A 26023-nucleotide genomic window follows, 5' to 3' on the forward strand; every position below is an offset into this window, starting at 1 on the left:
GATGCAGGCTCTGAGTGCAACACCGTCAATGTGTCGATGACGGAACCTCATGGTACTTCGCCAGCTCCTCGCTCATCACCTCAATAGGGCACTTGAAGTCGAAGCGCTTTCGCGGGCGCATGTTCAGCTCAAGCGCGATCTCATCCAGTTCTTGCTGGCTATAGATCGATAGATCCGTTCCCTTGGGCAAGTACTGTCGTATGAGCCCATTGATATTTTCGTTGGCGCCCCTCTGCCATGGGCTGTGTGGGTCACAGAAGTAGATAGCGACACCAGTATTCTGGGTGACCTTGGCGTGCTGCGTCATCTCACGTCCTTGGTCATACGTCATGCTCTTCCGTGCGGCCAACGGCATGCGATTCAGCGCTGCGCTGAAGCCTTCTACAGCAGAGGTAGCAGTCGCATCGTTCATCTTCGCTAGGATCAGGTAACCGCTTTTGAGTTCGACAAGGGTGCCGACAGCCGATGCATTGTTCTTGCCCTTGATCAGGTCGCCTTCCCAGTGGCCAGGAAATTCACGTTTTTCCACCTCTGGAGGGCGGAGATGGATGCTGACCATGTCCGGGATCTGGTTGCGCCGGTCGACCTGGCCACGGCGCGGCTTACGGGTTGGCTTGCCTTGCCGCAAACAATGGATCAGCTCCTTTCTCAGTTCACCGACGGGCAACGCGTAGATGGCACTGTAGATCGTTTCTCGGCAGACGTAGGCGTCTCGAAGGTCAGGGATATTCATATGCTTGAGCTTGCCGCTGATCTGTTCGGGAGACAAGCGCCGACGCAGCATGTGCTGAATCAGGGCGAACCGAGGGCTGCCAGGAAGCAGTTTGCGCCTTGGTCGACAACCGTCTCGACGGTGATCACGGCATTGTTGCGCATGTGGCGCACGATAGCTGCCATCGGACGATCTATTGCGCCGTATTTCTCGGCTAATCGTTGCCGGGGAGCGCTCGAGCAGGGCCGCTACCTTCCTGATGCTCAAGCCTTGCGCGAAGCTGACATGGATCGTGGCACGTTCTTCAGTGCAGAGTTCAGAATATGACATGGATACAACACCCTACCGGTTTGGTCAGGTGTTGCACTCAGAATTTGCGGCCAAGTTGGCTAGCCCAGTCGAGGTGGTGTAATCCACCCGCAGAGCCTCAACCTCACGCCTTTGCTGTACCTTCATAACCATTTCTTACGCCCAAGCACTGAGCTTGGCGTAGACCCTGCTCGTAAATCTTAAAGTTGCTCCATGTAAAATTATTTAAAGCGATAACTCAGGTTAAGTTATTTAATTTTTTTCTTTTATTAATGTGAGTTTTTTAAGCTAACCGTTATTAAATAGTGCGTTAACCATAAATATTGTTAACTTAGACTAAAGTAGGTGTTTTTCAGGCCGATAATTTTTCTCGCTCACAAAAGCATGGCAATTTTAATGAATCTAAAATCGCTGGTCTGTCTCCAGCTAGGTTTTAAATTGCCACTAGCTAATATATCCAGCCTGGAGAAATACCACACGATGAACCGTCTACTTAGCAATGTTTCCGTCAAAATGGGGTTAACCCTCGTTCTCGGCATTTTCTCACTGTTAATTATCATTATCGCGTTTCTCGGTTATCAAGCAGGCGAAGAGGGTAGCTCGTCGCTTAGAGAAGTCGATCGTGGTGCAGATCAAATGCGTTCGGTCAATCGTGGACAACTGTCCATTGCGAACGCTCAACTTTTTTACGTGAATAGCTATGTTGCGGCTTATGAAGGTGATGCTCGCGCAGCGAGTGATTACCTGACTGAAGCACAGGAAATGCAGCAGCAGGCTCAGGAGTACTTTTCGCAATTTGAGTCAATCGCTATTCAGACGCCTCTTGTAGAAACGTTGATGACCAGTTTCCAGAGTTTGATAGAACAGGGAGTGAGGCCCCAGGAAGTGGCGTTGGCAGAAGGCGATGAGGAACAGTTTCGTAACTCAAGAGAAGCGGCCAGCGATTTAAATCAGCAGTTTATCGAGGCAAGCACTGCCTACAACGATTATATGGCGGACCAAAATGGGCTGATGGTTGTTGACTATGAAAGGGATATGCAGCTGATTGGCTATATCGATATCGCCGTGTTGATTTTTGCCGCGTTAATGGTGTTGTTTGTGCGTATTGCCATGGTTGGGTCGATTGTCAAACCGCTCAACGAAGCGGTTGCGCATTTTGAGCGTATTGCCCAAAACGACCTGTCGGGTAAGGTAAGAGACCGCGGACGTAACGAAATTGGCAAGCTGTTCAGTGCCATGCAGCATATGCAGAGCAATTTGGTTAAAACCGTGACGGAGGTGCGCAATAGCAGCGGTTCGATTCATATTGGCGCGCGGGAAATTGCTTCCGGCAACGCGGACCTCTCGTCACGCACCGAGCAGCAGGCGGCATCGCTGCAAGAGACAGCCGCGAGCATGGAGCAGTTAACGACGACGGTGAAACAGAATGCCGATAACGCCCGCCATGCGACGCAGCTGGCGCAGGATGCCTCCACCACGGCAAGCAGCGGCGGCGAGGTGGTGGAAAAGGTGATTACCACCATGCACGGCATCTCGGACAGCTCACAAAAAGTGTCGGATATTATCAGCGTTATTGATTCCATCGCCTTCCAGACCAATATCCTGGCGCTCAATGCCTCGGTAGAGGCAGCGCGAGCGGGCGAACAGGGGCGCGGTTTTGCGGTTGTAGCAAGCGAAGTGCGTAACTTGGCCAGTCGCAGTGCCGACGCCGCCAAAGAGATCAAGGCATTGATCGAGGCGTCATCGACCCAGGTAAAAGAAGGTTCCGTCCTGGTCGAGAGCGCAGGTAAAACCATGAGTGAAGTGGTCGCTTCCGTGCGGCGGGTGACCGATATTATGGATGAAATCTCGGCGGCGTCACAGGAGCAAAGCTCGGGCATTGAGCAGGTCAACCAGGCTGTCGCTCAGATGGACGAGGTCACCCAGCAGAATGCCGCGCTGGTCCAGGAGGCATCCTCGGCGGCCAGCTCCCTGGAAGAGCAGGCGGCACGACTTGAAAGTGTGGTGTCTGCTTTCCGCCTGGTGGAAGGCGAGAGCCGCACCCAGCATGCACCTCTGACCTCCCCCCAAACGCAGCCGGCGCTTTTGCGGCCCGCCACCCAAGGGGGTGGGAAGTCGAAAGCAGCGGCAAGCGCGGACCAAGAGTGGGAAGAGTTTTAAGGATCAATGCCGCAAGTTGTCTGATGAGCTCTTGGTTTAAGACGGCAGGCGCTGGATAACGATTCAGCGCCGACAAAAACGCCACCGCCCTCACTCTGTGGGGGCGGTGGCGTTTTGCAGGACATTAATCAAGAGGCCGCGCGGAAGGGGTTGCGCGGGTCGTCATCCCAGGCCAGGAAAGGCTTGCCGGTTTCCTGCGGCACCATGGTGATGCAGTTTTCCACCGGGCAGGTGATCTGGCAAAGGTTGCAGCCCACGCACTCTTCTTCGATCACTTCGTAGCGGCGCGCGCCGTCTTTTTCGGTGAGCTTGGCAATCGACTGGTGGGAGGTATCCTCGCAGGCGATATAGCAGCGGCCGCACTCGATACACAGGTCCTGGTCGATCTTGGCGATGGTCTTGAAGTTGATATCCAGATGTTTCCAGTCGGTGGTCTGGGGGATCGCCTTGCGCGAGAAAGCCTCGATCGAGTCGTAGCCTTTTTCCGCCATCCAGCGGGAAAGCCCGTCTTTCATCTCCTCCACGATGCGAAAACCGTTGAGCATCGCCGCGGTGCACACCTGCACGCTGCCCGCTCCCAGAGCGATAAACTCCGCCGCATCCCGCCAGGTGGAAATGCCGCCAATACCGGAGATGGGCAGCGTGGGCGTTGCCGGATCCCGGGCGATTTCTGCCACCATATTCATGGCGATGGGCTTAACGGCGCTGCCGCAGTAACCGCCGTGAGTGCTCTGGTGACCCACCGTGGGCTTGGCGACCATGTTGTCCAAATCGATACTGGTGATCGAATTGATGGTGTTGATCAGCGACACCGCATCGGCGCCGCCCCGCAGTGCCGCCTGGGCGCCCACGCGAATATCGGTGATATTGGGGGTAAGTTTTACAATCACCGGTTTGGAGTAGTGCTTTTTACACCAGTAGGTGACTTTCTCGATCAGGTCCGGGTTTTGGCCTACCGCCGCGCCCATACCGCGTTCGGGCATGCCGTGGGGGCAGCCCAGGTTGAGTTCGATGCCGTCCGCGCCGGTGGCTTCCACCAGTGGTAGGATATAGGCCCAGGCTTCCTCGTTGCAGGGCACCATGATGGAGACGATCAGTGCGCGGTCGGGCCAGTCCTTTTTCACCTGAGTGATTTCTTCAAGGTTGATCTCAAGCGAGCGGTCGGTAATCAGCTCGATGTTGTTAAAGCCGATCACCTCGCGGTTTTTGCCGTAGTGGGCCGAATAGCGCGACGAAACGTTCACCGCAGGCGGCTCTTCACCGAGTGTTTTCCACACCACGCCGCCCCAGCCCGCCTCATAGGCGCGCACCACGTTGTAGGCCTTGTCGGTGGGCGGTGCAGAGGCTAGCCAGAACGGGTTGGGGGCTTTGATACCGGCGAAGTTTACTGACAAGTCAACGCCGTTGACCACGCTGGCGCCACTGTCGTGCTTGCCCGGTGGGGTAAAGTTGAGGGTATTCATGCGGCCTCCTGCTTGGCGGTAAGCGCCTGATGGATGGCGTGGGCGGCCAGCTTGCCGTGCTGGACGGCCTGTACGGTGAGATCCTGGCCGGGCTTGATGCAGTCACCGCCGGCGTAAACGTTAGGTAGCGACGTTTGGAACATCTCATTAACGTGAATACGTTCGCCGTCACGGGCGAGCTCAGCAGCGGTAGCGTCGCTGAGACTTTCACCGTCAAAGCCCTGACCGATCGCCTTGAAGATGGCATCGGCGGCAATCTCGAAGGTGTCGTCGGTGGCGGTCAATTGTCCCGCCTGTTCCCGGGTCTTGGCGAATCGCATGCCCGCCACTTGGCCTTGGCTGTCGAGCAGAATCTCGTCGGGCTGCGCCCAGGTGAGCATGCGCACGCCGTTGGCTTTGGCGATCTCCTGCTCGTGGTCGGTGGCGGACATCGACTCGACGCCGCGGCGGTAGACCAGCGTCACCTCGGTGGCACCCAGGCGGGCCATCTGCGTCGCCAGATCGATGGCGGTATTGCCTGCGCCAATCACGATGCAGCGCTTGGCGACCGCAAGGCTGCCCAGGTCATCGGTTTGGCGCAGGGTTTTGATGTAGTCCACGGCGGGCATCAGGCCGGGGGCATCTTCCCCGGTGAGGCTTAGTGCACGGCTGGTGCCCAGGCCCAGGCCAAGAAACACGCTGTCGTACTGGTGATGCAGGCTGGCGAGCTCCAGGTTGTCACCCAGCCGTTTTCCGTACTGGATGTCGATGCCGCCGATCTCCAGCAAAAACTCGACTTCCTTGCGGGCGAAGTCGTCGGTCATCTTGTAGCGGGCAATACCGTATTCGTTCAGTCCGCCGGGCTTTTGCTCGGCTTCAAAAATGGTCACCTGATGGCCCAGCATCGCCAGGCGATGCGCGCAGGAGAGCCCCGCTGGCCCGGCACCCACTACGGCCACATGACGGCCGGTGGATGCTGCGCGTGTGAAGGGGTGGCCATCGAACTGCATGTTGTCGGTGGCGTGGCGCTGCAACAGGCCGATTAGCACCGGCTGGCACTCGGCGTCGTGATTACGCACGCAGCTGCGCTCGCAAAGGATTTCCGTCGGGCATACCCGGGCGCAGCTACCGCCCAGGATATTGGCTTCCAGGATGGTTTCCGCCGCGCCGTTGATGTTGTTCTCGCTGATCTGGCGAATAAAGCTGGGGATGTCGATCTCCGATGGGCAGGCCTCGACGCAGGGCGCATCAAAGCAGTAAAGGCAGCGCTGGCTTTCGATCATCGCCTGGCGATGGGTCAGCGGCGGGTGTAGGTCGCTAAAGTTGCTGTCCAGCGTTGGCGGGTCGTAGGTGCCGACCTCTTTTGCGCTGGGTAGATGATTCAGTGGGCTAGTCACGGTAGAGCCTCCGCTGTTTTTATAGAAACACCTGTTATTGAGCGCCGGTTATCGTTTAACGGCGACGGGCGCATTGAGCTCAGCGCGCTTGGCCAGCAGCTCAAACATGCCGGGGTAGGCGGGGCGCTCCAGATAGCGGCCTGCGCCGCGCTCGGCGCGCAGGTCGCCGTCGCGCCATACCCACTTACCCTGGCTGATGGTATGGCGGGCGATGCCGCGCACCGTCTTGCCTTCGAAGATATTGAAGTCGACGTTTTGGTGGTGGGTCTTGGCGGAAATCGTGCGTGTACCGTTGGGGTCCCAGACCACGATATCGGCATCGGCACCCACCTGAATCGCGCCTTTACGGGGGTAAAGGTTGAATATCTTGGCGGTGTTGGTCGACGTCAGGGCGACGAATTCCTGGGGCGATAGCTTGCCGGTGTTGACGCCTTCATCCCACAGTACGGCCAGGCGGTCCTCGACCCCGGCGGTGCCGTTGGGAATCTTGGTGAAGTCGTCCTTGCCCGCCGCTTTCTGATCGGCGCAGAAGCAGCAATGGTCGGTAGCGGTGGTCTGCAGGTTGCCTGACTGCAGGCCGTGCCAGAGGGCTTCCTGATGGCCTTTGGGCCGGAAGGGTGGACTCATCACATGAGCGGCGGCGCGGCCCCAGTCGGTATCTTGGTAAACGCTGTCGTCAATCATTAGATGACCGGCGAGGCATTCGCCGTAAACTTGGTGGCCTTGGTCGCGGGCGTAGGCAATCTCATCCACCGCATCCTTGGTAGACACGTGCACCAGGTAGATCGGCGCGCCCAGGGTGCTGGCAATACGAATCGCCCGGCTGGCGGCTTCGCCTTCCACCTGGGGCGGGCGGGAAAGCGGGTGGGCTTCCGGCCCGGTGATGCCCTGGGCGAGCAGTTTTTGCTGCATGTGGTAAACCAGCTCGCCGTTTTCAGCGTGGACGGTAGGCACCGCGCCCAGCTCCAGGCAGCGCGAAAAACTCTCCACTAGAATGTCATCGGTGGCCATGATGGCGCCCTTGTAGGCCATAAAGTGCTTGAAGCTGTTAACCCCATGCTCGCGCACCAGGGTGCCCATGTCTTGTTTGACGCTCTCGTCCCACCAGGTGATCGCCACGTGGAAGGCGAAGTCGGTGGCGGCTTTTTCCGCCCAGCCCTGCCAGGTCTCAAAGGCTTCCATCAGTGACTGGCCCGGCTGGGGAATCACGAAATCGATGATGGACGTGGTGCCGCCCGCCAGCGCGGCAGCGGTGCCGGTATAGAAATCCTCGCTTGCAACGGTACCCATGAACGGAAGCTGCATATGGGTATGGGGATCGATGCCGCCCGGCATCACCAGCTGGTCGCTGGCATCGACAACCTCGCAATCGGCGGGGACTTCTAAATCGGTGCCGATGGCGCGGATTTTACCGTCGACACACAGCACGTCGGCGCGGTAGGTATCGGTATTAGTGACGACAGTGCCGCCCTTGATCAATAGGCTCATGGTTTGCTCCTTGTGTTATCCGGTAGCCGGGTTACTCGCCGTCGGTCAGGCGGGTGTAGGTTTCCGGTCGACGGTCGCGGAAGAACTGCCAGTTGTTGCGTACCTCACGCACCATGTCCAAATCGATCTCGTGGATCAGCAGTTCATCGTCGGTTTCGCTGGCCTGTGCCTCGATCTTGCCGCGTGGGTTGACGATATAGCTGGAGCCATAAAAATTGCCGATATTCCAGGGGGCTTCTGTACCTACCCTGTTGATGGCGGCGATAAAGCAGCCGTTGGCCGCGGCCGAGGCAGGCTGTTCCAGCTCCCAGAGGTACTGGGAAAGCCCGGCCACGGTAGCGGAAGGATTGAAAATCACCTCGGCACCGTTGAGTGCCAGTGCCCGCCAGCCTTCGGGGAAGTGACGGTCGTAGCAGATATACACGCCGATCTTGCCGTAGGCAGTATCGAACACCGGCCAGTTGGATTTGCCCGGTTTGAAGAAGAATTTCTCCCAAAAGCCTGCGATCTGAGGAATATGCGTTTTGTGGTACTTGCCCAGATAGCTGCCGTCGGCATCGAACACCGCGGCGGTGTTGTAGTAAACGCCGGTCTCGGTTTCTTCATACACGGGGACGATAATCACCATACGGTGCTTGGCGGCCAGTTTTTGCATCATCTGGCAGGTCGGGCCTTCGGGTACCTTTTCAGCGGCGGCGTACCATTTGCCGTCCTGGCTGGGGCAAAAATACGGCTGGTTAAATACTTCCTGGAAGCACAGCACCTGTACGCCCTGAGCTGCCGCTTGCTCAATCATCGGCAGGTGCGCTTCGTTCATGGCGTCACGAATCGCCGTGGGTTCTAGGTCGGTGCTGGTTTTTAGCCCCATTTGAATCAGGCCGATTTTCATCTTCTGCATCAGACACTCCCTCTTATTAGCGTTAGGCCAAAGTGTTGGTGTTATTTGATGTTCTGTTTTAAGCGGGTGGTTTTCAAAGCTGACCATTACGACAGCTTTTAAGAAAGTATCGTCAGGTTGTGCGTTTTAGCAAGTCAGTCGGTGGTTTTTTCATGATGATGTTTAACTCATTGAGTTAAATTGATTTTTTTATTTTAGCATTGAGAAATCCCTAATCTGGTGAAGATGCGCACTGTTTTGGGTGCTTGGCTTAATTTTTTTAAATCAGTGGCTTGAACTTTTTTGTTGAAAACAAACGCAGGTTTTTATGTTTAAAATTGGTGCAAATATTTTTTTTGATCTAGCCTTTTTGAGTCCGCCGGGTATTCGGTGACTCAGAAGTCGGCAAGATGACGACAACAATAAAATTCTTGTCCTGGAAGACAGTTTTTGATCAATGAGTTAAGTGGCTAGAATGGCTTAGTCGGCACGCTTATTGCTTGAAACTACCTCAGACCGTGAGGGTTTTCTGGGAAGCGGATGACACTGAGGAGAGATCAATGACGAAAACAACCTCTCAGATGGTAGATCGAGAAGGGCTGGTTGAGCTGGACGTGGGGGATGATGTTCGCGACAGCTCACGTTTCAATGAGGATATTGCCCCGACCCGGGCAAGCGAGCGTACCTGGTCAAAGTGGAATATCGCCGCGCTGTGGGTGGGCATGGCGATCTGCGTGCCCACTTATACGCTGGGAGGCGTATTAACCGCCTACTTCGGCCTGAGCGTGGGCGAGGCGCTGTTAGCGATATTGCTCGCCAACGTGATTGTCTTGATTCCGCTCACGCTCAATGCTTTCCCGGGCACAAAATTCGGGATCCCTTTTCCTGTGGTGCTGCGCTCGTCGTTTGGTATTTTCGGCTCTAACGTGCCCTGTCTGGTTCGTGCGCTCGTCGGCTGCGGGTGGTTCGGTATTCAGACCATGTTCGGCGGCCTGGCCATCCACCTGCTGCTTTCCGAGTTGATACCGGCCTGGGCCGCACTGGGCGGGGTTGGCGAAGTCATTGGCTTCTTCGTGTTCGGTGCGATGAACCTGTATGTAGTGATTCGCGGTGCGGAATCGATCAAATGGCTTGAGACGTTTGCCGCCCCTTTGCTGCTTGCCGTCGGCATCGGGCTGATGGTCTGGGCGTGGCCACATACGTCAATGACCGAGTTGCTGGCGCAGCCGCCATCGCGGCCTGAGGGGGCCTCGGTGTATGGCTACTTCTTTGCCGGATTAACCGCCATGGTGGGGTTCTGGGCCACGCTGTCGCTGAATATTCCTGACTTCAGCCGCTTTGCCAAAAGCCAGAAAGACCAAATTGTCGGCCAGGTGATTGGGCTGCCGCTAACGATGTTTTTCTTTGCTGCGTTGGGCGTGGTGATGACCGCTGCCTCCGAAAACTTGGTAGGGCAGACCGTCGCCGACCCCGTGCGTCTTATCGGCTTTATCGATAATCCCTTCTGGGTCGTGCTGGCGATGCTGCTGATTATCATCGCCACCATTTCAACTAATACCGCCTCCAACATCGTCTCGCCGACCAATGATTTCCAGAATATTGCACCGAAGTTTATCGATCAGACGCGTGGCGTGCTGATGACCGGTGCGGTGGGGGTGCTGCTGATGGGCTACGACCTGTTGCAAAAAGCCGGCATCATTCCGCCGGGAGTATCGCTTGAACAGATGTACTCCAATTGGCTGTTGGGCTACTCAAGCCTGCTTGGGCCGATCGCCGGGATCATGGCGGTGGATTACTTCCTGATTAAAAAGCAGCGCCTGGATGTGCCCAGTCTGTATATGGATAACCATGCTTATCCGGCCGTCAATATCGCCGGCTTTATCGCGTTTGGCGTGCCCGTGGCGCTGACCTTAATAGCACTAACGACAGGCACGATGTACTGGTTCTACGATTACGGTTGGTTTACCGGTTCGGCGCTGGGGGCGATTGTTTACTATATCGCCAGCCAAGTGCTTTCTACGGTGCCATCAGTTGGACCGTCGCCAGTAGCTGATAGGGAACCTACGGAGCAACTACCCTAGACGATACGCTGCTGTTTGACCGTTCATCCCAACACCCGGCTATCTGTCGGGTGTTGTAATACGTGGAGGGATATTCGTGTTAAGGCGTATCGATAAAGCTTAAAAAGGCATCAACAACCCGATTGGGGCGGCGGTCACGGCGTGAAATGAGCGCAAAGGGAATACGGTAGTGTTGGCTCTTGCTATTCAGCGTGCGCATTTTGCCTGCTGAGACCCACTGCGCCGCCACATGCTCAGGGAGAAAACCAATAAAACGCCCGGTGAGAATCAAAAAAGCCGCGCCCTCGCGGTCAGAGGCAGAGGCGCGTAGGTTGAGTGCCTCGTGGGCTTGGCGTGCTGCAGCGGGTAGCGGGTAGCGCGGCGATATCGCAGGATGGCGCGCAATATCTGACAACCCGAGGCTGTCACTCTCCTCATTAAACAGCGAGTGCCCAGACGCACAATACAAATAAGAAGGCTCATCGTAGAGGTGCTGGGTGTCTAAGCTCGTGGGCAAATTGACCGCTGGCACCACGCCGACGTGCAAGTGGCCATCCATCACGCCGCGAATCACCGCGTCCGATGGCTCCATATGAATGTTCAGCGTGACATCGTGCTCCGGCGCGCTGAGTTTGGCCAGCGCATTGGTAACGTGCATCGCAGGCAGGGTCACCAAATTGTCGGTAATGCCGATGTTAAGCTCGCCTTTGATCGTTTGATGCAGGGCGTTGACATCGCTTTTGAAGGTTTCAAGGGCGGAGAGGAGGGTAAGCCCTGCCTGATAAATTTCTTTACCCTCCTCGGTTAAGCTAAATCCCCCGCGTCCGCGCTGGCAGAGCGAAAAGCCTAGCCGTCCCTCCAAATCGTTCATATGCTGGCTAATCGCCGACCGGCTGATGCCCAGCGTGGTTTCTGCTGCTGTAAAGCCACCGCACTCCACTACCGTTTGAAAAATACGAATTAGGCGAATCTCATAATCGCTCATTTGACCAAGCGTAGGCATGGCAAGCTCTCATGGCTGTTAATCAGTTGATTTTATGATAAGAGAGTTGAAAAGGGCCGATATACTTTTCAAAAATAACCCTTCAATATCATCGACGTTTAGGCTTATGTTAAGGCGATTACATTTGTTTAATGCCACTTTATGACAAGGCGTCCGCGCAATGCCACAACCTGTTACTCCGTTATCGGCCGATTTGGCGAAAAAGTATCGCCAACAGCGCCATGGTGCGTTGACGCTTTACGGGGTAGCGCTTTTGCTACTTCTAAGTATCTTCGCGTGGATACTCTACGAACAATATCGCCAGGAAATTCATGCCCTTGAAGCACGCAATGCCGCCCGAGCGGATGTCGTGGTCGAGTGGGCAAAAGGCGTCTTTGCGCAAAGTGACCAGGCATTATTGAGCATTGCAGAGCTGATCGAGCTTGAGGGTATGCCGACCCAAGGCGAATCTCAGGTGTTAATGCGTGCCTTACTCAACCGTAGCCGCTATGTGGATTGGATTGATGATATTGGTGTGATTGATGCCGAGGGCATTTTGCAAGCCAGCACAATTAGAACGGATATGGTAGGCCGCGATCTGAGCGATAGTGCCTTTTTTCAAGCCTTTCGCGACCAGCCGGAACGCACCAAGCTGGTGACGCCGCTCTACTTGGCCTCTCACGATGATCGTTACTTTCTCTATCAAGCGCGACGGTTAACACGCAGCAACGGTGAGTTTAATGGCATTGCAGTGGCGCGTATTTCCCCTGGGGTGTTCGAGCGTGCCTTGCAACGCCTGGGTATTGCGGAAGGTGAAAGCATTGCCCTGGTCGACGCTGAGCTTAAGCTGATCGCACGGTTGCCCGCGCTGGATGACCCCTTGCCATCCGGATGGCAAGTCGACAGCCCCGAAACCCTGACGATGATTGAGCGTGGCGACGAGAAGTGGTCGCTGCAATTAACCTCGCCGCTGGACCAGCGCGAGCGACTGTTTCAAATGCAGTGGATAGAAGCGCTGCCGCTGCTTGTGGTTGTCGGCGAAGACGTCCAACTGCAATTGGCCAGTTGGCGGCAACGAGCCGGCATACTGGCTGGTGTCATGGTGTTGATTGCCCTGTTGGGCGCTTGGGGGGTGCGCCATTATCTGAATCGGCTACGTTTTGAACATCGGTTGTCTCAAAGTGAAGCGGAACTGCGGATTTCTGCCACGGCGTTCCAGACCCACTTGGGCATGTTGATTGCCGATGACAAAGGGCGCATTTTGAAGGTTAACGAGACCTTCACGAGGATTACCGGCTACAGCGAAGACGATGTCGTGGGTAAGAGCACACGCATGCTCAACTCGGGTCGCCACGACGCCTCGTTTTACCGCAAGATATGGCGGCGAGTGCAGTCCACCGGCAGTTGGGAAGGAGAAATCTGGAACCGGCGCAAAAATGGCGATGTATTTCCCGAATGGTTGACCATTAGCGCCGTCTACGACCCGCAAGGCGCGCTGACCCATTACGTGGCGACCATGAGTGATATTAGTGAACGTAAAGCAGCAGAGCAGGAAATTCATCAACTGGCGTTTTACGACCCTCTCACCGGGCTTGCCAATCGCCGGCTGTTCATGGACCGCATGGAGGCCGCGCTTAAGGACGTCAACCGGTATGCGCACTGTGGTGCCTTGCTATTCATTGATATCGATAACTTCAAGCAAATCAACGACACTCTAGGCCATTTCGCCGGCGACCAGTTGCTACAGCACTTGGCACGCATAATGGGGCATATGCTGCGTGAAACCGATACCCTGGCGCGGCTGGGGGGAGACGAATTTGCCGTGCTAATCGAAGGATTGGGCAAAAATCGTGAGCATACCGCCGAGCTTGCCGAGAGTATTGCGCAAAAACTACAAGACGTGATTCAACAGCCAATTGCCGTTCAAGATGAAAGCCTAAGCGTGACGGCAAGCATTGGTATAACGGTGGTAAGTGATCATGCAAGCTCGGTAGACGATTATTTACAGCAGGCCGACATGGCGCTTTTTCAAGCCAAAAGTAGCGGCCGCAGTGCGCTGAGCTTTTTCGATCCCGCCATGCAAGCCGAACTGTTGGCACGAGTACGCTTGGAAAACGAGCTGCGCCAAGCGCTCGCTAATCAGGAGTGGCGACTGTACTACCAGCCTCAGGTCGACCAAGACGGTCGCTGCATAGGTGTCGAAGGGCTGTTGCGCTGGCAGCATTCGGAACGCGGACTGGTCATGCCCGACGAGTTTATTCCCCTACTGGAATCGACCGAACTGATTAACCCAGTGGGTGATTGGGTGCTCGAGGCTGCCTGTACGCAACTGGCGCAATGGGCCAGCCAGCCTGCGTTTGCCGAGCTGAGCGTGGCAGTTAACGTAAGCCCGCTGCAGTTCCAGCAGGCAGATTTTGTCGCCAAAGTGGAGGGCATATTGCAACGTACCGGCGCGCCTTGGCACAAGCTTAAGCTGGAGGTAACCGAATCTTTATTTGTCGAAGCGCGTGATGATGCCCGTGACAAGATGCAGCAGCTTAAACAGCGGGGTGTGCGTTTTGCGCTGGACGACTTCGGTACCGGTTACTCGTCGCTTGCGTATGTTGCGCAGTTGCCTCTCGATCAATTAAAAATCGATCAGTCCTTTGTAAAACAGGTAATTGACAGCAAGGCGAATGCCGCGATTGTGGAAAGCACCATTGCGCTGGCGCAAAGTCTGTCGCTTGAAATCATTGCCGAAGGCGTTGAGAGTGAAAAGCAGCAGGCGTGGCTGCTGACCCACGGGTGTCATACCTACCAAGGCTTTCTATATGGAAGGCCGATGCCGCTAGACGTGCTAGAGGCGTGGTTAAAAGGTGGACATTTGCCTTAAACTATCGAGGTATCCGCGAACGCGGCTATGAGGATGTCAGCGTCTGGCAGGTGCGAGGCTGACAACTCAGCTGCAATGACCTCCACACGTGAATCCTGCCGCCAGGCAGATGGCGTAACGCTCAGCGTGCCGCCCGCACGATTAAGCTGCCGCCAGCCATTATGAGTGTGAAATACCCCTTTAACACGAACATCCCCATGTAGCTCGCCAAGATAGGCCGCCAAGCGGTCAAGGTCGAAGCAATCGCTAGGGTGCCAGCGCAATCCAGTGCTGGTGTAACCCAGTGACGAGCCGGTTTCGCACTGTGGTTTGCCAGGCGCTGGCGGGAAGTCGAAAAAACCACCTTCCAAACTCGGTGGCGCAGATTGCGGCTGGTGGGCGTCCGGAGTGGTGCTGCTGCCCTGAGCGTGTCCGCCTTCCAGCAGGCGTGACAGCGGCAGATGGCCGTCGTGCACCTCATGGACCCACTTACGCGGTGGCCAGCGCTCGGCAATGAAGGCATGTGCCGCGCTGAGCTGTTCGGCGGTACATTGATTGCGCATGGTCAGAGCGACAGCGTCGGCAATTTCCAACTGGTCGCGGAAGGTCTCGTGGGCGACAACGCGGGGTTCATCCAGGCGGCGCGGGTCCAGGGTTGCGATAATATCGCGCACCTCCACGGTTCCCTGAAACGCCTCGCCGCGCAACAGGTCGACCAAACCGGCGGGGTGGCCAAGACCGGAAGGTTCGATGATCACCCGGTCGGGACGGCTGCGTGCCAGCAAATTGACCAGGGCGGCCTGGAGGACAAAGGCCAGCTGGCAGCATAGGCAGCCGCCGGGTAGGCCTTTCACTACCACGTCATCGCGGGTTTCAAACATCGCCTGGTCGATGCCGATCTGACCAAACTCGTTGACCAGAATCGCCCATTTTTCATCCACAGGCTTCTGCTCGATCAGGCTGTGGATAAGCGTGGTCTTGCCGCTCCCCAGAAAGCCGGTGACGATATGGACGGGAACGTTGGACAGTGCCGCCATGTTTAGCCGCCGGTCATGTTCATGAAGCGTACGACCTGCACGTCGCCGTCGGTGGTGAAATGATGGCGCTCGGGCTTGAGCGGCAGGGCGTTGATGATGGCGTCTTTCAGCGCCTGCATGTTGCCCGGATGACGGCGCAGCACGGCGCGCAGGTCCACCGAGTGCTCGTTGCCGAGGCACAGCAGCAGGCGTCCTTCGACGGTCACGCGGACGCGGTTGCAGGTATCGCAGAAGTTATGGCTGTGCGGCGAGATAAAGCCGACGCGGCTTTTGCTGTCGGCCATCCGGAAGTAGCGCGACGGGCCGGGCGTGGTTTCTGGGGTGGCGATCAGCGGATAGCGGGTTTCGATCAGCGCCTGGACGTCGTCGCTCGAGTAGAAGGTTTCCGCGCGGGAGTGGTCGGACACGTCGCCCAGCGGCATTTCTTCGATGAAGCTGATATCCAGGCCTTCCCGGCGGGCAAACTCGACCAGATCGAGCACTTCGTCCTCGTTGCGGCCCTTGAGGATCACCGCGTTGAGCTTGATGCGCTCAAAGCCTGCTTCCTTGGCGGCACGAATGCCGTCGATGACTTTTTCCAGTTCACCGGTGCGGGTGAGCTGCTTGAAGCGCTCCGGGTCAAGTGAGTCCAGGCTGATGTTGAGACGTCGCATGCCACCGGCGTAGAGCTGTTTGGCGTGCTTGCGCAGGCTGGCGCCGTTGGTGGTCATGGTGAAGTCGCTGAGGCCTGGCATCGAGCCGATTTCATCCACCAACTGGGTGATGTCGCGGCGCACCAGTGGCTCTCCGCCGGTGAGGCGAATTTTCTCCACGCCGAGCTCGGTGAACGCGCGGGCGACCATGGCCAACTCTTCCAGCGTGAGCACCTGAGCGCGGGGCAGGAAGGTCATCTCTTCGCTCATGCAATATACGCAGCGAAAGTCACAGCGGTCGGTTACCGAGATACGCACATAACTAATGCGGCGGCCAAAGTTGTCGATCAGTTGCTCGGTCATAGCCATTCCGTAAGTGGTTGTATGCTGACGACCTCGCCTGGTTGCACACCATCTTGGTCGTCGGCTAGCTCAATCAAGCAGTTAGCTGCCACCATCGAGGTTAATATGCCCGACCCCTGGGCGCCGGTGCTACGTACGCGTAGCTGTCCCTGTTTATCACTATGGTAGACCCCACGAAGGAAGTCTGTCCGTTGAAAGCGGCTTTTCAATGCGTCGTCGGCAATCGCGTTGAGGCGGCGGGGCGGTGTAACGGGTTGGCCCTGAAGTCGCTGCAGCAGCGGCACGACAAACTGCAGAAAGGTTACCATGACCGCAACGGGATTGCCGGGCAAGCCGACGAAAGGCGTGTGCGATTCACCCAGCCAGCCGCAGGCCATGGGGCGGCCCGGTCGTAAGGCCACCCGCCAGAATGCCAGCCGACCCAACTGTTCCAGGGCGTCGCGGGTAAAGTCGGCGTGGCCCACCGATACCCCGCCGCTTGAAATCACCAGGTCGCTGTTTGCCGCGGCGTGCGACAAGGTGTCCTTAAGCGCGGTTAGCTCGTCCGGCAGAATGCCCAGATCGACCACCTCAACGCCGTGTTCGGTAAGCAGTCCCGAAAGCGTATAGCGGTTGGCATCGTAGATGCCGGCGCTGGGCAGGGCTTCGCCAGGAGCGGTGACTTCGTTACCGGTGGAAAAAATCGCCACCCTGGGACGTCGGCAAACCGACACGGCAGCGCAACCCAGGGAGGCGGCCAGGCCCAGTGCGGCAGCGTCCAGCCGCGTGCCGGCGGGTAGGGCGACGCTTCCCGCGGCAATGTCTTCTCCTGCCTGGCGTACGTTCTGGCCGCGTTTGACGCGCTCGGGGGCGTCAATCACCACGCGGCTTCCCTGCTCGCTCAGCTGCTCGCGCATGATCACCGTGTCAGTCCCCGGCGGTAGCGGTGCGCCGGTGGTAATGCGCACGCACTGTCCGGCAGCAACGCGTCCTTCGAAGGCCTGCCCGGCAAAGGCATCGCCAATCACGGCCCAGTCGGTTGGCGCGTCCTGTGTCCAGGCCAGGGCCACGCCGTCCATCGCCGCATTGGTATTCTGCGGGACGTTGATCGTGGCGGTGATGTCCTCTGCGAGCCGCCGGCCATGGGCCTCGGCCAGCGCGACCCGCTCGCTACCCACGGGGCGTTCGACCAGCGTGGCCAGCGCCGTCCGTGCTTCCTCCACGCTGAGCATCTGTTCGCCGAGTTCAAAGCAGGACAGGGTCATGGCGTCGCCGGTTTTGTCTTGGGGGCTAAAGCGGCTTCCAGGCGGAATTTCTCTTCCTCGGTGTTGAGGTTGGCAAAGGCGTCCGGGCAGTCGGACATATCCACCTTGCACCACGCGTGGCGGGCGAACCAACGGTCGATCTTGCGCTCGCCTTCGCCAAGCGTCGCGGCGAGATCATCGGCAAGCGCAGTGCGTAGCAAGGCCACCACGGGGTGAAGGCGCTCGCCGTCGAAGGCAACGCCGATATCATGCTCGCCAATACCCGCGACCATGCGTGCCACCAGGTCGTCCGGCAGGGCGGGTGAGTCGCAGGGAGCGACCAGTAGCCAGGGTGTTTTGGCGGCGCGCAAGCCGCTGTAGATGCCCATCAGCGGCCCTTTGAAGCCGCCTTCGGCGTCGGCAATGACGCTGTCGGCAAACATCCTATAAGCATCGGCGTTGCGATTAGCGTTGATCAGTAACTCGGCCACGCGACCGTTAAAGCGCTGGGCCACGTGGGCCACCAGCGGCAGCCCGGCGAAGGGCTCGAGGCCTTTGTCGCGGCCACCCATACGGCGGCCTTCGCCGCCGGCGAGAATCATGCCGGTTAGGTCATGGGTGGGAATCATGAGCGCGCCTCTTGATGGGCCGCGCGAGCGCGGGGCGGGCGCGGCGGAATGGCATCCAGGGTGAGTCGGCCTGCGGCATTGATGGCCTGAAAGTGCTTACCCTTGGCGCGGGCGATCAGCATGACGCCAAACCGCTCGGCCAGCTCGACGCCTTTCTGGGTGACGCCCGAGCGCGAGACCAGCACGCTAATGCCCATCTGGGCGACCTTGAGCACCATCTCCGACGTAAGACGCCCGGTGGTATAGAAAATATCGGCATCGGCACTGTCTGCCTGCTGCAGCCACTGGCGGCCCGCCAGCGTATCCACGGCGTTGTGGCGCCCCACATCTTCAACGAAATCAAGCACGTCGCTTTGACGACATAGCGCGCAGCCATGCACCGCCCCGGCGCTGCGGTAAGTTTCATTATAGGCGTTGAGGTTTTTCAGCAGTTGATAAAGCGTTGTCTGGTTCAGACGGGTATCGGGCAATGCGGTCAGGTCGGTCTGGTCGAGCAGCTTGCCGAACACCGTGCCCTGGCCGCAGCCGGTGGTCACGGTGCGCGTGCTCAGGCGCGCTTCAAGATCGTCGGGAAGGTGCCCGGTGACGACCACGGCGGCTTCGACTTCCCAGTCAACCTGAACAACGGAAAGGTCGGCGGCGGCGCGCAGCAGTCCCTGGTTGCGCAAGTAGCCAACCACCAGCGCTTCCGGGTCGTCGCCGAGCGTCATGAGCGTGACGATTTCACGCTTGTTGAGATAAACGGTCAAGGCCCGCTCGGCGGCGATGGCCTGCCGACGGGTATCACCAAATTCGTCTACCACGTCTATATCGGTGGTGGCCGGTAAGCGGGCTCGGCTTAGCTCCAGGGCGGGCATCCGCGATCCTCATGGTGCGTACAACGTTTGAGTTGACGATGATGGCGCTCGAAAGGCTTACTTGTCTACCCGAACCTGTCTTTGCAAATAACGCATAAGGGCTAATGTGATGACCGATAATCTCCGCCCGCTAAGCATTACGCTGGTCGCCGAGACCAAGCATATTAACCGTTTTAGCCAAACGCAGTGGCGTATCGGTGAACTGACGCTAGGCGAGCAAGGCCCGTATGTGTTGTTTTTACAGCTGTCCATGACCGAGCGGGCGGCATACCGCTTCAACCTGACGGCCGCCACGCCACGGCTATTTGTGCGCGCCGGATTTACCGGTCAGGCGCCTGAGCCTGGCGCTATTACGGCGAGTCAAGATGTCGCAGCCGGTTGGATGGACGGTGAGCAGCAGGTGCTGGAAGTGGCGATGCCGATGGCAATCCAAATATGGATCGAAAGCTATCTGGCCCGCCATGGCGAAGCGCCGATGGAAATACGCAAGAAGAAACGCAAAGGGGCCGGGCGCGCTAAAGAAACGCCCACCCAGGAGAAACCACAATGAGTCGTTTAGAGCGCTGGTCACGCATCAAGCGGGGGATCGAGCCTGACGATCCCGCACCGGACGCAAAGCGCGATGAGCCAGCACAGCGCGATGCTCAGTCTTCGCCATCGTCAGACGAGCCGCAGCCTTCGCAAGAGCCTTCCTTGGAAGACGCGCCTGAAAGCCGCAACGGCGACGATGCCGACGAGTCTGACACGCCAGCCAAAGCGCCACCGCCTCCAGGAAGCCTGGATGATACGTTGCCTGATCCTGAAACACTGGTCGCCGGCAGCGACTTCAGTGGCTATATGGTGCCCGGCGTAAGTGCAGCGCTGAGACGGCGGGCGTTAAAGCGCCTGTGGTCGACCGGCAACTACAACGTGCGCGATGGGCTGGACGACTACGACCTGGATTACCGCCAGCAGTTGAAGCCCATGGCGTCGGAGCTGGCGGGCAAGCTACGTCGTTGGGTTAAAAAAGCCGATGATAGCCTGGACAAAGCTGCCGAGGAAACACCTGTAAACGAACCAGCCGCGTCTACGGTAGCCGAGAACGAGACCCTGCCGTCAGAGGCCAGCGATGGAACAGCTGCCGCTACGTCAACGAATGAGCAGAAGGCGACACTAGACGACCAGTCTGATAACGCTCAGACCAAAGCATAAGGATAGGCGTTAGCCTAGTAGAAACAAGATGTTGTGGTGGTAGCGGGATAACAGCGTTGAAAGTGCCGGGTGCAAATGCCTTGGCAAAACCTGCTCAGTCACCATACGCTTATGAACATGAGTAACGGGGCGATCAAATGAGGACTGATCGGCTAAGCAAGTGCTAGGTATTGGCACAGCCGTTATGCCACAATAGTAAAAAAGTATGATCAACTATTATAAAAAAATGATCCTCTGACCGTGAGAATGCATGAACCAACGAATCCAGCTGGCGTCGCTAGACGACCAGCGTAACGCTGAAGCCAGAGAAGCGGTACGCCAACGCATCTCGTGGCCAGCGAACTTAACGCCAGCCAACGTGACCTATCATAGCCGAGGTCATGCGATGGTGATTGGCTCAGCTAGCGACGCTGAGCAAGCGGGTCGTGCTCTTCAGAACAGCGGGCTTGCCTCAATCACATTGCTGATGGCTAATGCCGACGACCCGGCAACGCAATCGCCAGAGGCGTCGCCGCAAACTGAAACGCCGCTAGACACATCTCCACAGGGCCACGCCCAACCGCTCGTTCGCCATGTAATGACCCCCGGCCAGATCACTGCGTTACGTATTTCAGGTCACCTGGGTGCATTTGATGTTCAGCTCGATGACGATGTTGAGGCTCCGCTCAATCTGGCCCGGGCGTTTATCGATCGTGACCACTTCGACGTGGTGTTGGATCTGAATGCCAATCCGGTGATGGCTGCCGAGCTGCCGCCCCCCGGCTACGTGCTCCTCGACTGGACGGACGTCGACCGCCGCCGCGACGCGGTGGATGCGGTCGCTGAGCTGGTCGGCGAGTTCGACAAGCCGCGTTATTTCCAGGTCAACAGCGATCTCTGCGCGCATTCCTCCAGCGGCAACACCGGCTGCACCCGCTGCCTGGACGTGTGTCCCGCCGATGCTATTAGCAGCCACCAGGGCCGCATTGAATCGCAGATCGAGATCGATCCCTACCTTTGCCAGGGTGTGGGCAGCTGTACCAGCGCCTGCCCCACCGGTGCCATTGAGTTTCGCTTGCCTGACACGCGCCGTCAGCAGGACACGCTGTCCACGTGGCTTGCTGCCTACCGCGAGGCGGGTGGCCAGGCGCCTGTGCTGCGCTTTATCACCCACGACTCGCAGGACGCTGAACAGGCGGCCGGCGTCACGCCCGCCGGGCACGTGTTAGATATCCCTTTAGAAGAGCTTGGGGCGGCCGGGCACGACCAGTGGCTGACCGCTCTGGCCAGCGGCGCCGCCGAAGTGCGCATTCAGCAGCATGCCGATATGCCCGCCCGGCTGAGTGCCTTTTTGGCTGACCAGGTGCGCCAGGCCCAGACGTTGTTGACCGCCTTGGGGCACGACCCTGATCGCGTGCAACTGCTGGCCGACGACGATGCTCAGGCACGCGACGCGTTGCCCATGCTGACGCCGTTGACCGACCAGCCGCTGGCGCTGAACGAGCCCAATAAGCGCGCCCGTCTGAATATCGTGTTGGCACGCCTGGCCGAACTGGGTGCGCCTAGCGGTCAGCGCCACGCCATGCCGCAAGGCGCGGCGTACGGGAGCATTCAGGTCGACAGTGACGCCTGTACGCTGTGCCATGCCTGTGTCAGTAACTGCCCGACGCCGGCGCTTTCCTCCGGTGGCAAAGCGCCTTCGCTGAACTTCCGCGAAGCGGATTGTGTGCAGTGTGGGCTCTGCGAGCAGGCCTGCCCTGAAGATGCCATTACGCTGATGCCGGGCTTTTTGGCCGCTGACGAGCGTGAAACGCGTCAGGTGTGTCACGAAGAAGCGCCCTTCGAGTGCATCGGCTGCGGCAAACCGTTCGCCACGGCAAGCACGGTCGCTAACATCAAGGCCAAGTTGGCCGATCACCCCTATTTTGCAGGCGATGCCATGCTGCGCCTGGAAATGTGTGAGGACTGCCGGGTGAAAGACGTGTGGAAAACCATGATCCGTGATCCTGACGCCCAGTTGAGGATATAAGCCATGACGCAAACTGCCCCAGCGCTGAATGAGGCCGATGCTTTACGCGCTGATATCTATCGGCTGCTGGCCGCGCTCCTCCGTGAAGTGCCTAGCGAGGAACTGCTCGGCTGGCTGGCCTCGCTGGACATCGAACAGGACGGAAGCCGTCTGGCCGAGTGCTGGCGCGGGCTTAGCCAGGCCGCTGACAGTGCCGACACCGCGCCTTTGAAACGCGCGCATTTCGGCCACCTGGTGGGCGTGATTCAGGGCGATGTCGTGCCCTATGCCTCCTGGTACCGCAACGGCGAATTGATGGAGGCAGCGCTGGTGGCGCTGCGTCGCGATCTTGGTGCACTGGGCTTCGAGCGCAGCGAGCACACAAAGGACCCTGAGGATCACCTGGCCGCGCTCTGCGAGGTGATGGCCATGCTGATCGACGCGACGAGCGCGGACCAGGCGCACTTCTTTATGCATCACCTTGCCCCTTGGGCAAGCGACTGTTTTAACGACCTAGGGCAGGTCGACACGGCTTTTTATGCAGCGCTCGGGCAGTTGGGTAGCGCTTTCATGGAGAGCGAAGAGGCTCGCTTAGCCATTGAGGCGAGCCATGCCCCGGTACGAATCGTAGAACCTTGACGTGACGCGCTAATGCGTAGATTCACCGTCGGGTGGGCGCGCGGCAGCCATAGCATAAGACAAAACGGCCAAAGGCCATGGCAAGAGAGGAGAACACCATGCAAAAGTCACACAATCCTGAGCGCCGCCGGTTTATGAAAACCGTGGGGTTGGGAACAGCCGCAGCGGGTGCTGCCGCTGCGGTGGGCCATGTCACCTTGGCGCAAGCCGATAGCGCACCCAGCGACGCTGAAAAACCGACAACAAATTACCGTGAGACCGATCACGTCCGTGCTTTTTACGCCACCTTGCGTGACTGACGGCGGAATGCCAGGAGAATTGCCATGCGTTTAACTCGCAAAACAGACACTCCCAAAGCGCCCGGCCTGGGTATTTCGCGCCGCCAGTTTATTCAACGCAGCGGTGCAGCGACCGGTGGTGTGGCCGCGCTAGGCTTTATGGGCGCGCCCATGATGCGGCGTGCCGAGTCGGCGGACAAAACCCCGGTGCTCGACTCGCCAGTGGAAACCAAGCGCACGATCTGTTCGCACTGCTCGGTGGGCTGCGGCGTGTACGCCGAAGTGCAAGAGGGTATTTGGACCAAGCAAGAGCCTGCCTTCGACCATCCGATCAACCGCGGTGCGCACTGCGCCAAAGGGGCTTCGTTACGCCAGCACGGCCATTCCAGCCGCCGTTTGAAATACCCCATGAAGTTGGTTGGCGGTGAATGGGAACGCATGAGCTGGGACGACGCCATTGAAGAAATTGGCGACAAGCTGCTTGAGCTTCGCGAAGAGCACGGTCCTGATAGCGTTTACTGGTTGGGTTCAGCCAAGTTCAGCAATGAGCAGGCGTACTTGATGCGCAAACTTGCTTCCATGTGGGGGACTAACAATACCGACCACCAAGCGCGTATTTGTCACTCAACCACGGTTGCCGGGGTAGCCAATACTTGGGGCTACGGAGCGATGACCAACTCGCTTAACGACATGCAAAAGAGCAAGTCGATGCTGTTCATTGGCTCGAATCCGTCAGAAGCCCACCCGGTGGCGATGCAGCACTTCCTGATTGCCAAGGAGCGCAACAACTGCGACATCATCGTCGCTGATCCGCGCTTTACCCGCACGGCGGCCAAAGCCAATAAGTTCGTGCGCATTCGCCCGGGTTCCGATGTGGCGTATATCTGGGGCCTGCTATGGCACATCTTTGAAAACGGCTGGGAAGATAGCGAATACATCAGCCAGCGCGTTTACGGCATGGATGAGGTGCGCGAAGAAGTCGCCAATTTCCCGCCGGACGTTGTGGAAGACATCACTGGCGTTAGCGAAGAAGACATGCGCGACGTTGCCAAGCGGCTGGCCGACAATCGCCCCGGCTGTGTGGTGTGGTGCATGGGCGGTACCCAGCACACCACGGGCAACAACAACACCCGCGCCTACTGCATTCTAGAGCTGGCGCTGGGCAACATTGGCAAGTCGGGTGGCGGGGCCAATATTTTGCGTGGCCACGACAACGTTCAAGGCGCCACCGACCTGGGCCTGGGTTCTGACTCCTTGCCGGGTTACTACGGCCTGGCAGAAGGTGCCTGGCAGCACTGGGCCAAGGTATGGGACGTTGACTACGACTGGCTGAAAGAGCGTTTCGACGACAGCGAATATGCTGACGGCAAGCCCATGAACACCAGCGGTATTACCGTATCGCGCTGGGTTGACGGGGTGCTGGAGGAAGACGAAAACATCTCCCAGCGCACCGCGCTCAAAGCCATGTTCTATTGGGGCCATGCGGTGAATTCCCAGACCCGCGGCGTCGAGATGCAACAGGCGATGAAAAAGCTTGAAATGATGGTCATCGTCGACCCCTACCCGACGGTTGCGGCTGTTATGCACGACCGTACGGATGGTGTGTACCTGCTGCCGGCAGCGACCCAGTTCGAAACCACCGGCAGCGTGACGGCGACCAACCGCTCACTGCAGTGGCGCGATAAAGTCATCGATCCGCTGTTCGAGTCCAAGCCCGATCACGAGATCATGTACCTGTTCGCTCGCAAGCTCGGGTTTGGCGAAGAGCTGGTGGCCAACTACGAAATGAACGGCGATGAGCCGCTGATCGAAGATATCCTGCGCGAAATTAACAGCGGCATGTGGACGGTCGGCTACACCGGGCAGAGCCCGGAGCGGCTGAAAGAGCACCAGAAAAACTGGCATACCTTCAGCTTCGAGAACCTGCGCGCCCAAGGTGGCCCGGCCGATGGCGACTACTACGGCTTACCCTGGCCCTGCTGGGGCACACCGGAGTTTAAGCACCCAGGTTCGCCCAACCTTTACGACATCAGCGTACCGGTGATGGAAGGCGGTATGGGTTTCCGTGCGCGTTTCGGTATCGAACGCGATGGGGTCAATCTGCTGGCCGAAGGTTCGGCACCGGTTGAGGGCGACATTGACGACGGCTACCCAGAGTTTACTGATCAACTGCTCAAAGACCTTGGCTGGTGGGATGATCTCACCGACGAGGAGAAAGAAGCGGCGGACGGCAAAAACTGGAAAACCGATTTATCCGGCGGCATACAGCGCGTGGCGATCGAGCACGGCTGTGCGCCCTATGGCAACGCCAAAGCCCGCGCGGTGGTGTGGACCTTCCCCGATGGCGTGCCCAAGCACCGCGAGCCGCTTTACTCAACACGCCGTGACCTGGTCGATAAATACCCGACCTGGGACGACTTTGACTCCATTATGCGACTGCCGACGATGTACAAGAGCGTACAGGATGGCGCACCCTCGGTGGATGACTATCCCATCATCCTTACCTCCGGGCGTTTGGTGGAATACGAAGGCGGTGGTGAAGAAACGCGTTCCATGTCGTGGCTGGCTGAGCTTCAACAAGAGATGTTCGTTGAGATCAATCCTGCCGATGCGAATGATTTAGGCATCAGCGACGGCGACGAGGTATGGGTCGAAGGCGCCGAAGGCGGCCGGGTGAAAGTCAAAGCGATGGTCACTCCACGCGTGGACCGCAAGGTGGCCTTTATGCCGTTCCACTTTGGCGGCATGTTCCAGGGCGAAAGCCTGGAAGGCATTTACCCAGAAGGCACAGCGCCCTACGTCATTGGCGAAGCGGCCAATACCGCGACCACTTATGGCTACGATCCGGTGACACTGATGCAAGAGACCAAGTGCACCATCTGCCGTATCGAGCGTGCCTAAGGCCCGCC

Annotated in this window: 20 protein-coding genes; 9 read left to right on the forward strand and 11 right to left on the reverse strand. The window is 58.1% G+C overall.

The window, feature by feature from the left end; translation table 11 throughout:
• Window positions 1-25: 25 nt before the first annotated feature.
• Entirely contained in the window at window positions 26-1042 is a 1017-nt protein-coding gene (locus CPH17_RS15330; protein WP_027336024.1) for an IS30 family transposase, read from the reverse strand.
• Between the two features lie 459 nt (window positions 1043-1501).
• Between CPH17_RS15330 and CPH17_RS15335 the strand changes: the two genes are divergently transcribed.
• The gene (locus CPH17_RS15335; protein WP_074395104.1) at window positions 1502-3181 is read left to right on the forward strand and encodes a methyl-accepting chemotaxis protein; all 1680 of its coding nucleotides are present in this window, start codon (window positions 1502-1504) and stop codon (window positions 3179-3181) included.
• Between the two features lie 128 nt (window positions 3182-3309).
• On the opposite strand, the gene preA is transcribed toward CPH17_RS15335, so the two are convergent.
• The 4 genes from preA to CPH17_RS15355 are packed head-to-tail and all read right to left on the reverse strand — an operon-like array spanning window position 3310 to window position 8406.
• Window positions 3310-4644 carry an NAD-dependent dihydropyrimidine dehydrogenase subunit PreA gene (gene preA / locus CPH17_RS15340; RefSeq protein ID WP_096300187.1) on the reverse strand — a complete coding sequence of 445 codons (1335 nt, stop codon included), beginning with the start codon at window positions 4642-4644 and terminating at the stop codon, window positions 3310-3312.
• Complete coding sequence (locus tag CPH17_RS15345) at window positions 4641-6020, reverse strand: NAD(P)-dependent oxidoreductase (RefSeq protein WP_096300189.1); 1380 nt, start codon at window positions 6018-6020, stop codon at window positions 4641-4643. Before CPH17_RS15345 ends, preA begins: the two co-directional genes overlap by 4 nt.
• Window positions 6021-6068: 48 nt before the next feature.
• A complete protein-coding gene (gene hydA, locus CPH17_RS15350) occupies window positions 6069-7508 on the reverse strand; it encodes a dihydropyrimidinase (RefSeq protein ID WP_096300191.1) in 1440 nt (479 codons plus the stop codon).
• A gap of 31 nt (window positions 7509-7539) precedes the next feature.
• Complete coding sequence (locus CPH17_RS15355) at window positions 7540-8406, reverse strand: nitrilase-related carbon-nitrogen hydrolase (protein ID WP_074395108.1); 867 nt, start codon at window positions 8404-8406, stop codon at window positions 7540-7542.
• Window positions 8407-8945: 539 nt separating this feature from the next.
• On the opposite strand from CPH17_RS15355, the gene CPH17_RS15360 reads away from it, so the two are divergent.
• Window positions 8946-10466 (forward strand): NCS1 family nucleobase:cation symporter-1, encoded by a 1521-nt coding sequence (locus CPH17_RS15360; protein WP_096300193.1) that lies wholly within the window; start codon window positions 8946-8948, stop codon window positions 10464-10466.
• Between the two features lie 79 nt (window positions 10467-10545).
• On the opposite strand, the gene CPH17_RS15365 is transcribed toward CPH17_RS15360, so the two are convergent.
• Window positions 10546-11448 (reverse strand): LysR family transcriptional regulator, encoded by a 903-nt coding sequence (locus CPH17_RS15365; RefSeq protein WP_096300195.1) that lies wholly within the window; start codon window positions 11446-11448, stop codon window positions 10546-10548.
• A gap of 160 nt (window positions 11449-11608) precedes the next feature.
• Here CPH17_RS15365 and CPH17_RS15370 point away from each other — a divergent pair, with 160 nt between their 5' ends.
• Complete coding sequence (locus CPH17_RS15370) at window positions 11609-14299, forward strand: bifunctional diguanylate cyclase/phosphodiesterase (RefSeq protein ID WP_074395111.1); 2691 nt, start codon at window positions 11609-11611, stop codon at window positions 14297-14299.
• Here the strand turns inward: CPH17_RS15370 and CPH17_RS15375 are convergent.
• From CPH17_RS15375 to CPH17_RS15395, 5 genes are read right to left on the reverse strand one after another with little or no spacing between them, the layout of a single operon-like run.
• Window positions 14296-15315, reverse strand: coding sequence for a CobW family GTP-binding protein (locus tag CPH17_RS15375; protein WP_096300197.1), 1020 nt, complete (start codon window positions 15313-15315; stop codon window positions 14296-14298). The two genes, CPH17_RS15370 and CPH17_RS15375, sit on opposite strands and share 4 nt — an antisense overlap.
• Before the next feature lie 2 nt (window positions 15316-15317).
• Entirely contained in the window at window positions 15318-16310 is a 993-nt protein-coding gene (gene moaA / locus CPH17_RS15380) for a GTP 3',8-cyclase MoaA (protein ID WP_096300199.1), read from the reverse strand.
• Window positions 16307-17554, reverse strand: coding sequence for a molybdopterin molybdotransferase MoeA (gene moeA, locus CPH17_RS15385; RefSeq protein WP_096300201.1), 1248 nt, complete (start codon window positions 17552-17554; stop codon window positions 16307-16309). Before moeA ends, moaA begins: the two co-directional genes overlap by 4 nt.
• Window positions 17551-18162 (reverse strand): molybdenum cofactor guanylyltransferase MobA, encoded by a 612-nt coding sequence (gene mobA, locus CPH17_RS15390; protein WP_096300203.1) that lies wholly within the window; start codon window positions 18160-18162, stop codon window positions 17551-17553. Before mobA ends, moeA begins: the two co-directional genes overlap by 4 nt.
• A complete protein-coding gene (locus tag CPH17_RS15395; protein ID WP_096300205.1) occupies window positions 18159-19019 on the reverse strand; it encodes a formate dehydrogenase accessory sulfurtransferase FdhD in 861 nt (286 codons plus the stop codon). Before CPH17_RS15395 ends, mobA begins: the two co-directional genes overlap by 4 nt.
• Window positions 19020-19128: 109 nt before the next feature.
• Between CPH17_RS15395 and CPH17_RS15400 the strand changes: the two genes are divergently transcribed.
• From CPH17_RS15400 to CPH17_RS15425, 6 genes are all read left to right on the forward strand, one after another.
• Entirely contained in the window at window positions 19129-19569 is a 441-nt protein-coding gene (locus CPH17_RS15400; protein WP_096300207.1) for a DUF3305 domain-containing protein, read from the forward strand.
• A complete protein-coding gene (locus CPH17_RS15405) occupies window positions 19566-20210 on the forward strand; it encodes a DUF3306 domain-containing protein (RefSeq protein WP_096300209.1) in 645 nt (214 codons plus the stop codon). Before CPH17_RS15400 ends, CPH17_RS15405 begins: the two co-directional genes overlap by 4 nt.
• 250 nt (window positions 20211-20460) lie before the next feature.
• Window positions 20461-22218, forward strand: coding sequence for a 4Fe-4S dicluster domain-containing protein (locus CPH17_RS15410; protein WP_096300211.1), 1758 nt, complete (start codon window positions 20461-20463; stop codon window positions 22216-22218).
• A gap of 3 nt (window positions 22219-22221) precedes the next feature.
• On the forward strand, window positions 22222-22836 hold the full coding sequence (locus tag CPH17_RS15415) for a TorD/DmsD family molecular chaperone (protein ID WP_074395120.1): 615 nt from the start codon (window positions 22222-22224) through the stop codon (window positions 22834-22836).
• A gap of 98 nt (window positions 22837-22934) precedes the next feature.
• Window positions 22935-23135: a twin-arginine translocation signal domain-containing protein gene (locus CPH17_RS15420; RefSeq protein ID WP_082934180.1), complete on the forward strand. Its 201-nt coding sequence runs from the start codon at window positions 22935-22937 to the stop codon at window positions 23133-23135.
• A 24-nt stretch (window positions 23136-23159) separates the two neighbouring features.
• On the forward strand, window positions 23160-26015 hold the full coding sequence (locus CPH17_RS15425) for a formate dehydrogenase subunit alpha (protein ID WP_074395122.1): 2856 nt from the start codon (window positions 23160-23162) through the stop codon (window positions 26013-26015).
• The last annotated feature ends 8 nt before the right edge of the window (window positions 26016-26023 follow it).

The organism is Halomonas sp. hl-4, assembly GCF_900215475.1.
GTDB lineage: Bacteria > Pseudomonadota > Gammaproteobacteria > Pseudomonadales > Halomonadaceae > Vreelandella.

Bases quoted from the DNA above. Each gene is read 5' to 3' on its own strand.
- CPH17_RS15410 (WP_096300211.1), top strand. From the start codon at position 20,461: ATGAACCAACGAATCCAGCTGGCGTCGCTAGACGACCAGCGTAACGCT.
- moaA (WP_096300199.1), bottom strand. From the start codon at position 16,310: ATGACCGAGCAACTGATCGACAACTTTGGCCGCCGCATTAGTTATGTG.
- CPH17_RS15365 (WP_096300195.1), bottom strand. From the start codon at position 11,448: ATGCCTACGCTTGGTCAAATGAGCGATTATGAGATTCGCCTAATTCGT.
- CPH17_RS15370 (WP_074395111.1), top strand. From the start codon at position 11,609: ATGCCACAACCTGTTACTCCGTTATCGGCCGATTTGGCGAAAAAGTAT.
- CPH17_RS15375 (WP_096300197.1), bottom strand. From the start codon at position 15,315: ATGGCGGCACTGTCCAACGTTCCCGTCCATATCGTCACCGGCTTTCTG.
- hydA (WP_096300191.1), bottom strand. From the start codon at position 7,508: ATGAGCCTATTGATCAAGGGCGGCACTGTCGTCACTAATACCGATACC.
- mobA (WP_096300203.1), bottom strand. From the start codon at position 18,162: ATGATTCCCACCCATGACCTAACCGGCATGATTCTCGCCGGCGGCGAA.
- CPH17_RS15360 (WP_096300193.1), top strand. From the start codon at position 8,946: ATGACGAAAACAACCTCTCAGATGGTAGATCGAGAAGGGCTGGTTGAG.
- CPH17_RS15355 (WP_074395108.1), bottom strand. From the start codon at position 8,406: ATGCAGAAGATGAAAATCGGCCTGATTCAAATGGGGCTAAAAACCAGC.
- moeA (WP_096300201.1), bottom strand. From the start codon at position 17,554: ATGACCCTGTCCTGCTTTGAACTCGGCGAACAGATGCTCAGCGTGGAG.
- CPH17_RS15405 (WP_096300209.1), top strand. From the start codon at position 19,566: ATGAGTCGTTTAGAGCGCTGGTCACGCATCAAGCGGGGGATCGAGCCT.
- CPH17_RS15415 (WP_074395120.1), top strand. From the start codon at position 22,222: ATGACGCAAACTGCCCCAGCGCTGAATGAGGCCGATGCTTTACGCGCT.
- CPH17_RS15425 (WP_074395122.1), top strand. From the start codon at position 23,160: ATGCGTTTAACTCGCAAAACAGACACTCCCAAAGCGCCCGGCCTGGGT.
- CPH17_RS15335 (WP_074395104.1), top strand. From the start codon at position 1,502: ATGAACCGTCTACTTAGCAATGTTTCCGTCAAAATGGGGTTAACCCTC.
- CPH17_RS15400 (WP_096300207.1), top strand. From the start codon at position 19,129: ATGACCGATAATCTCCGCCCGCTAAGCATTACGCTGGTCGCCGAGACC.
- CPH17_RS15420 (WP_082934180.1), top strand. From the start codon at position 22,935: ATGCAAAAGTCACACAATCCTGAGCGCCGCCGGTTTATGAAAACCGTG.
- preA (WP_096300187.1), bottom strand. From the start codon at position 4,644: ATGAATACCCTCAACTTTACCCCACCGGGCAAGCACGACAGTGGCGCC.
- CPH17_RS15330 (WP_027336024.1), bottom strand. From the start codon at position 1,042: ATGTCATATTCTGAACTCTGCACTGAAGAACGTGCCACGATCCATGTC.
- CPH17_RS15395 (WP_096300205.1), bottom strand. From the start codon at position 19,019: ATGCCCGCCCTGGAGCTAAGCCGAGCCCGCTTACCGGCCACCACCGAT.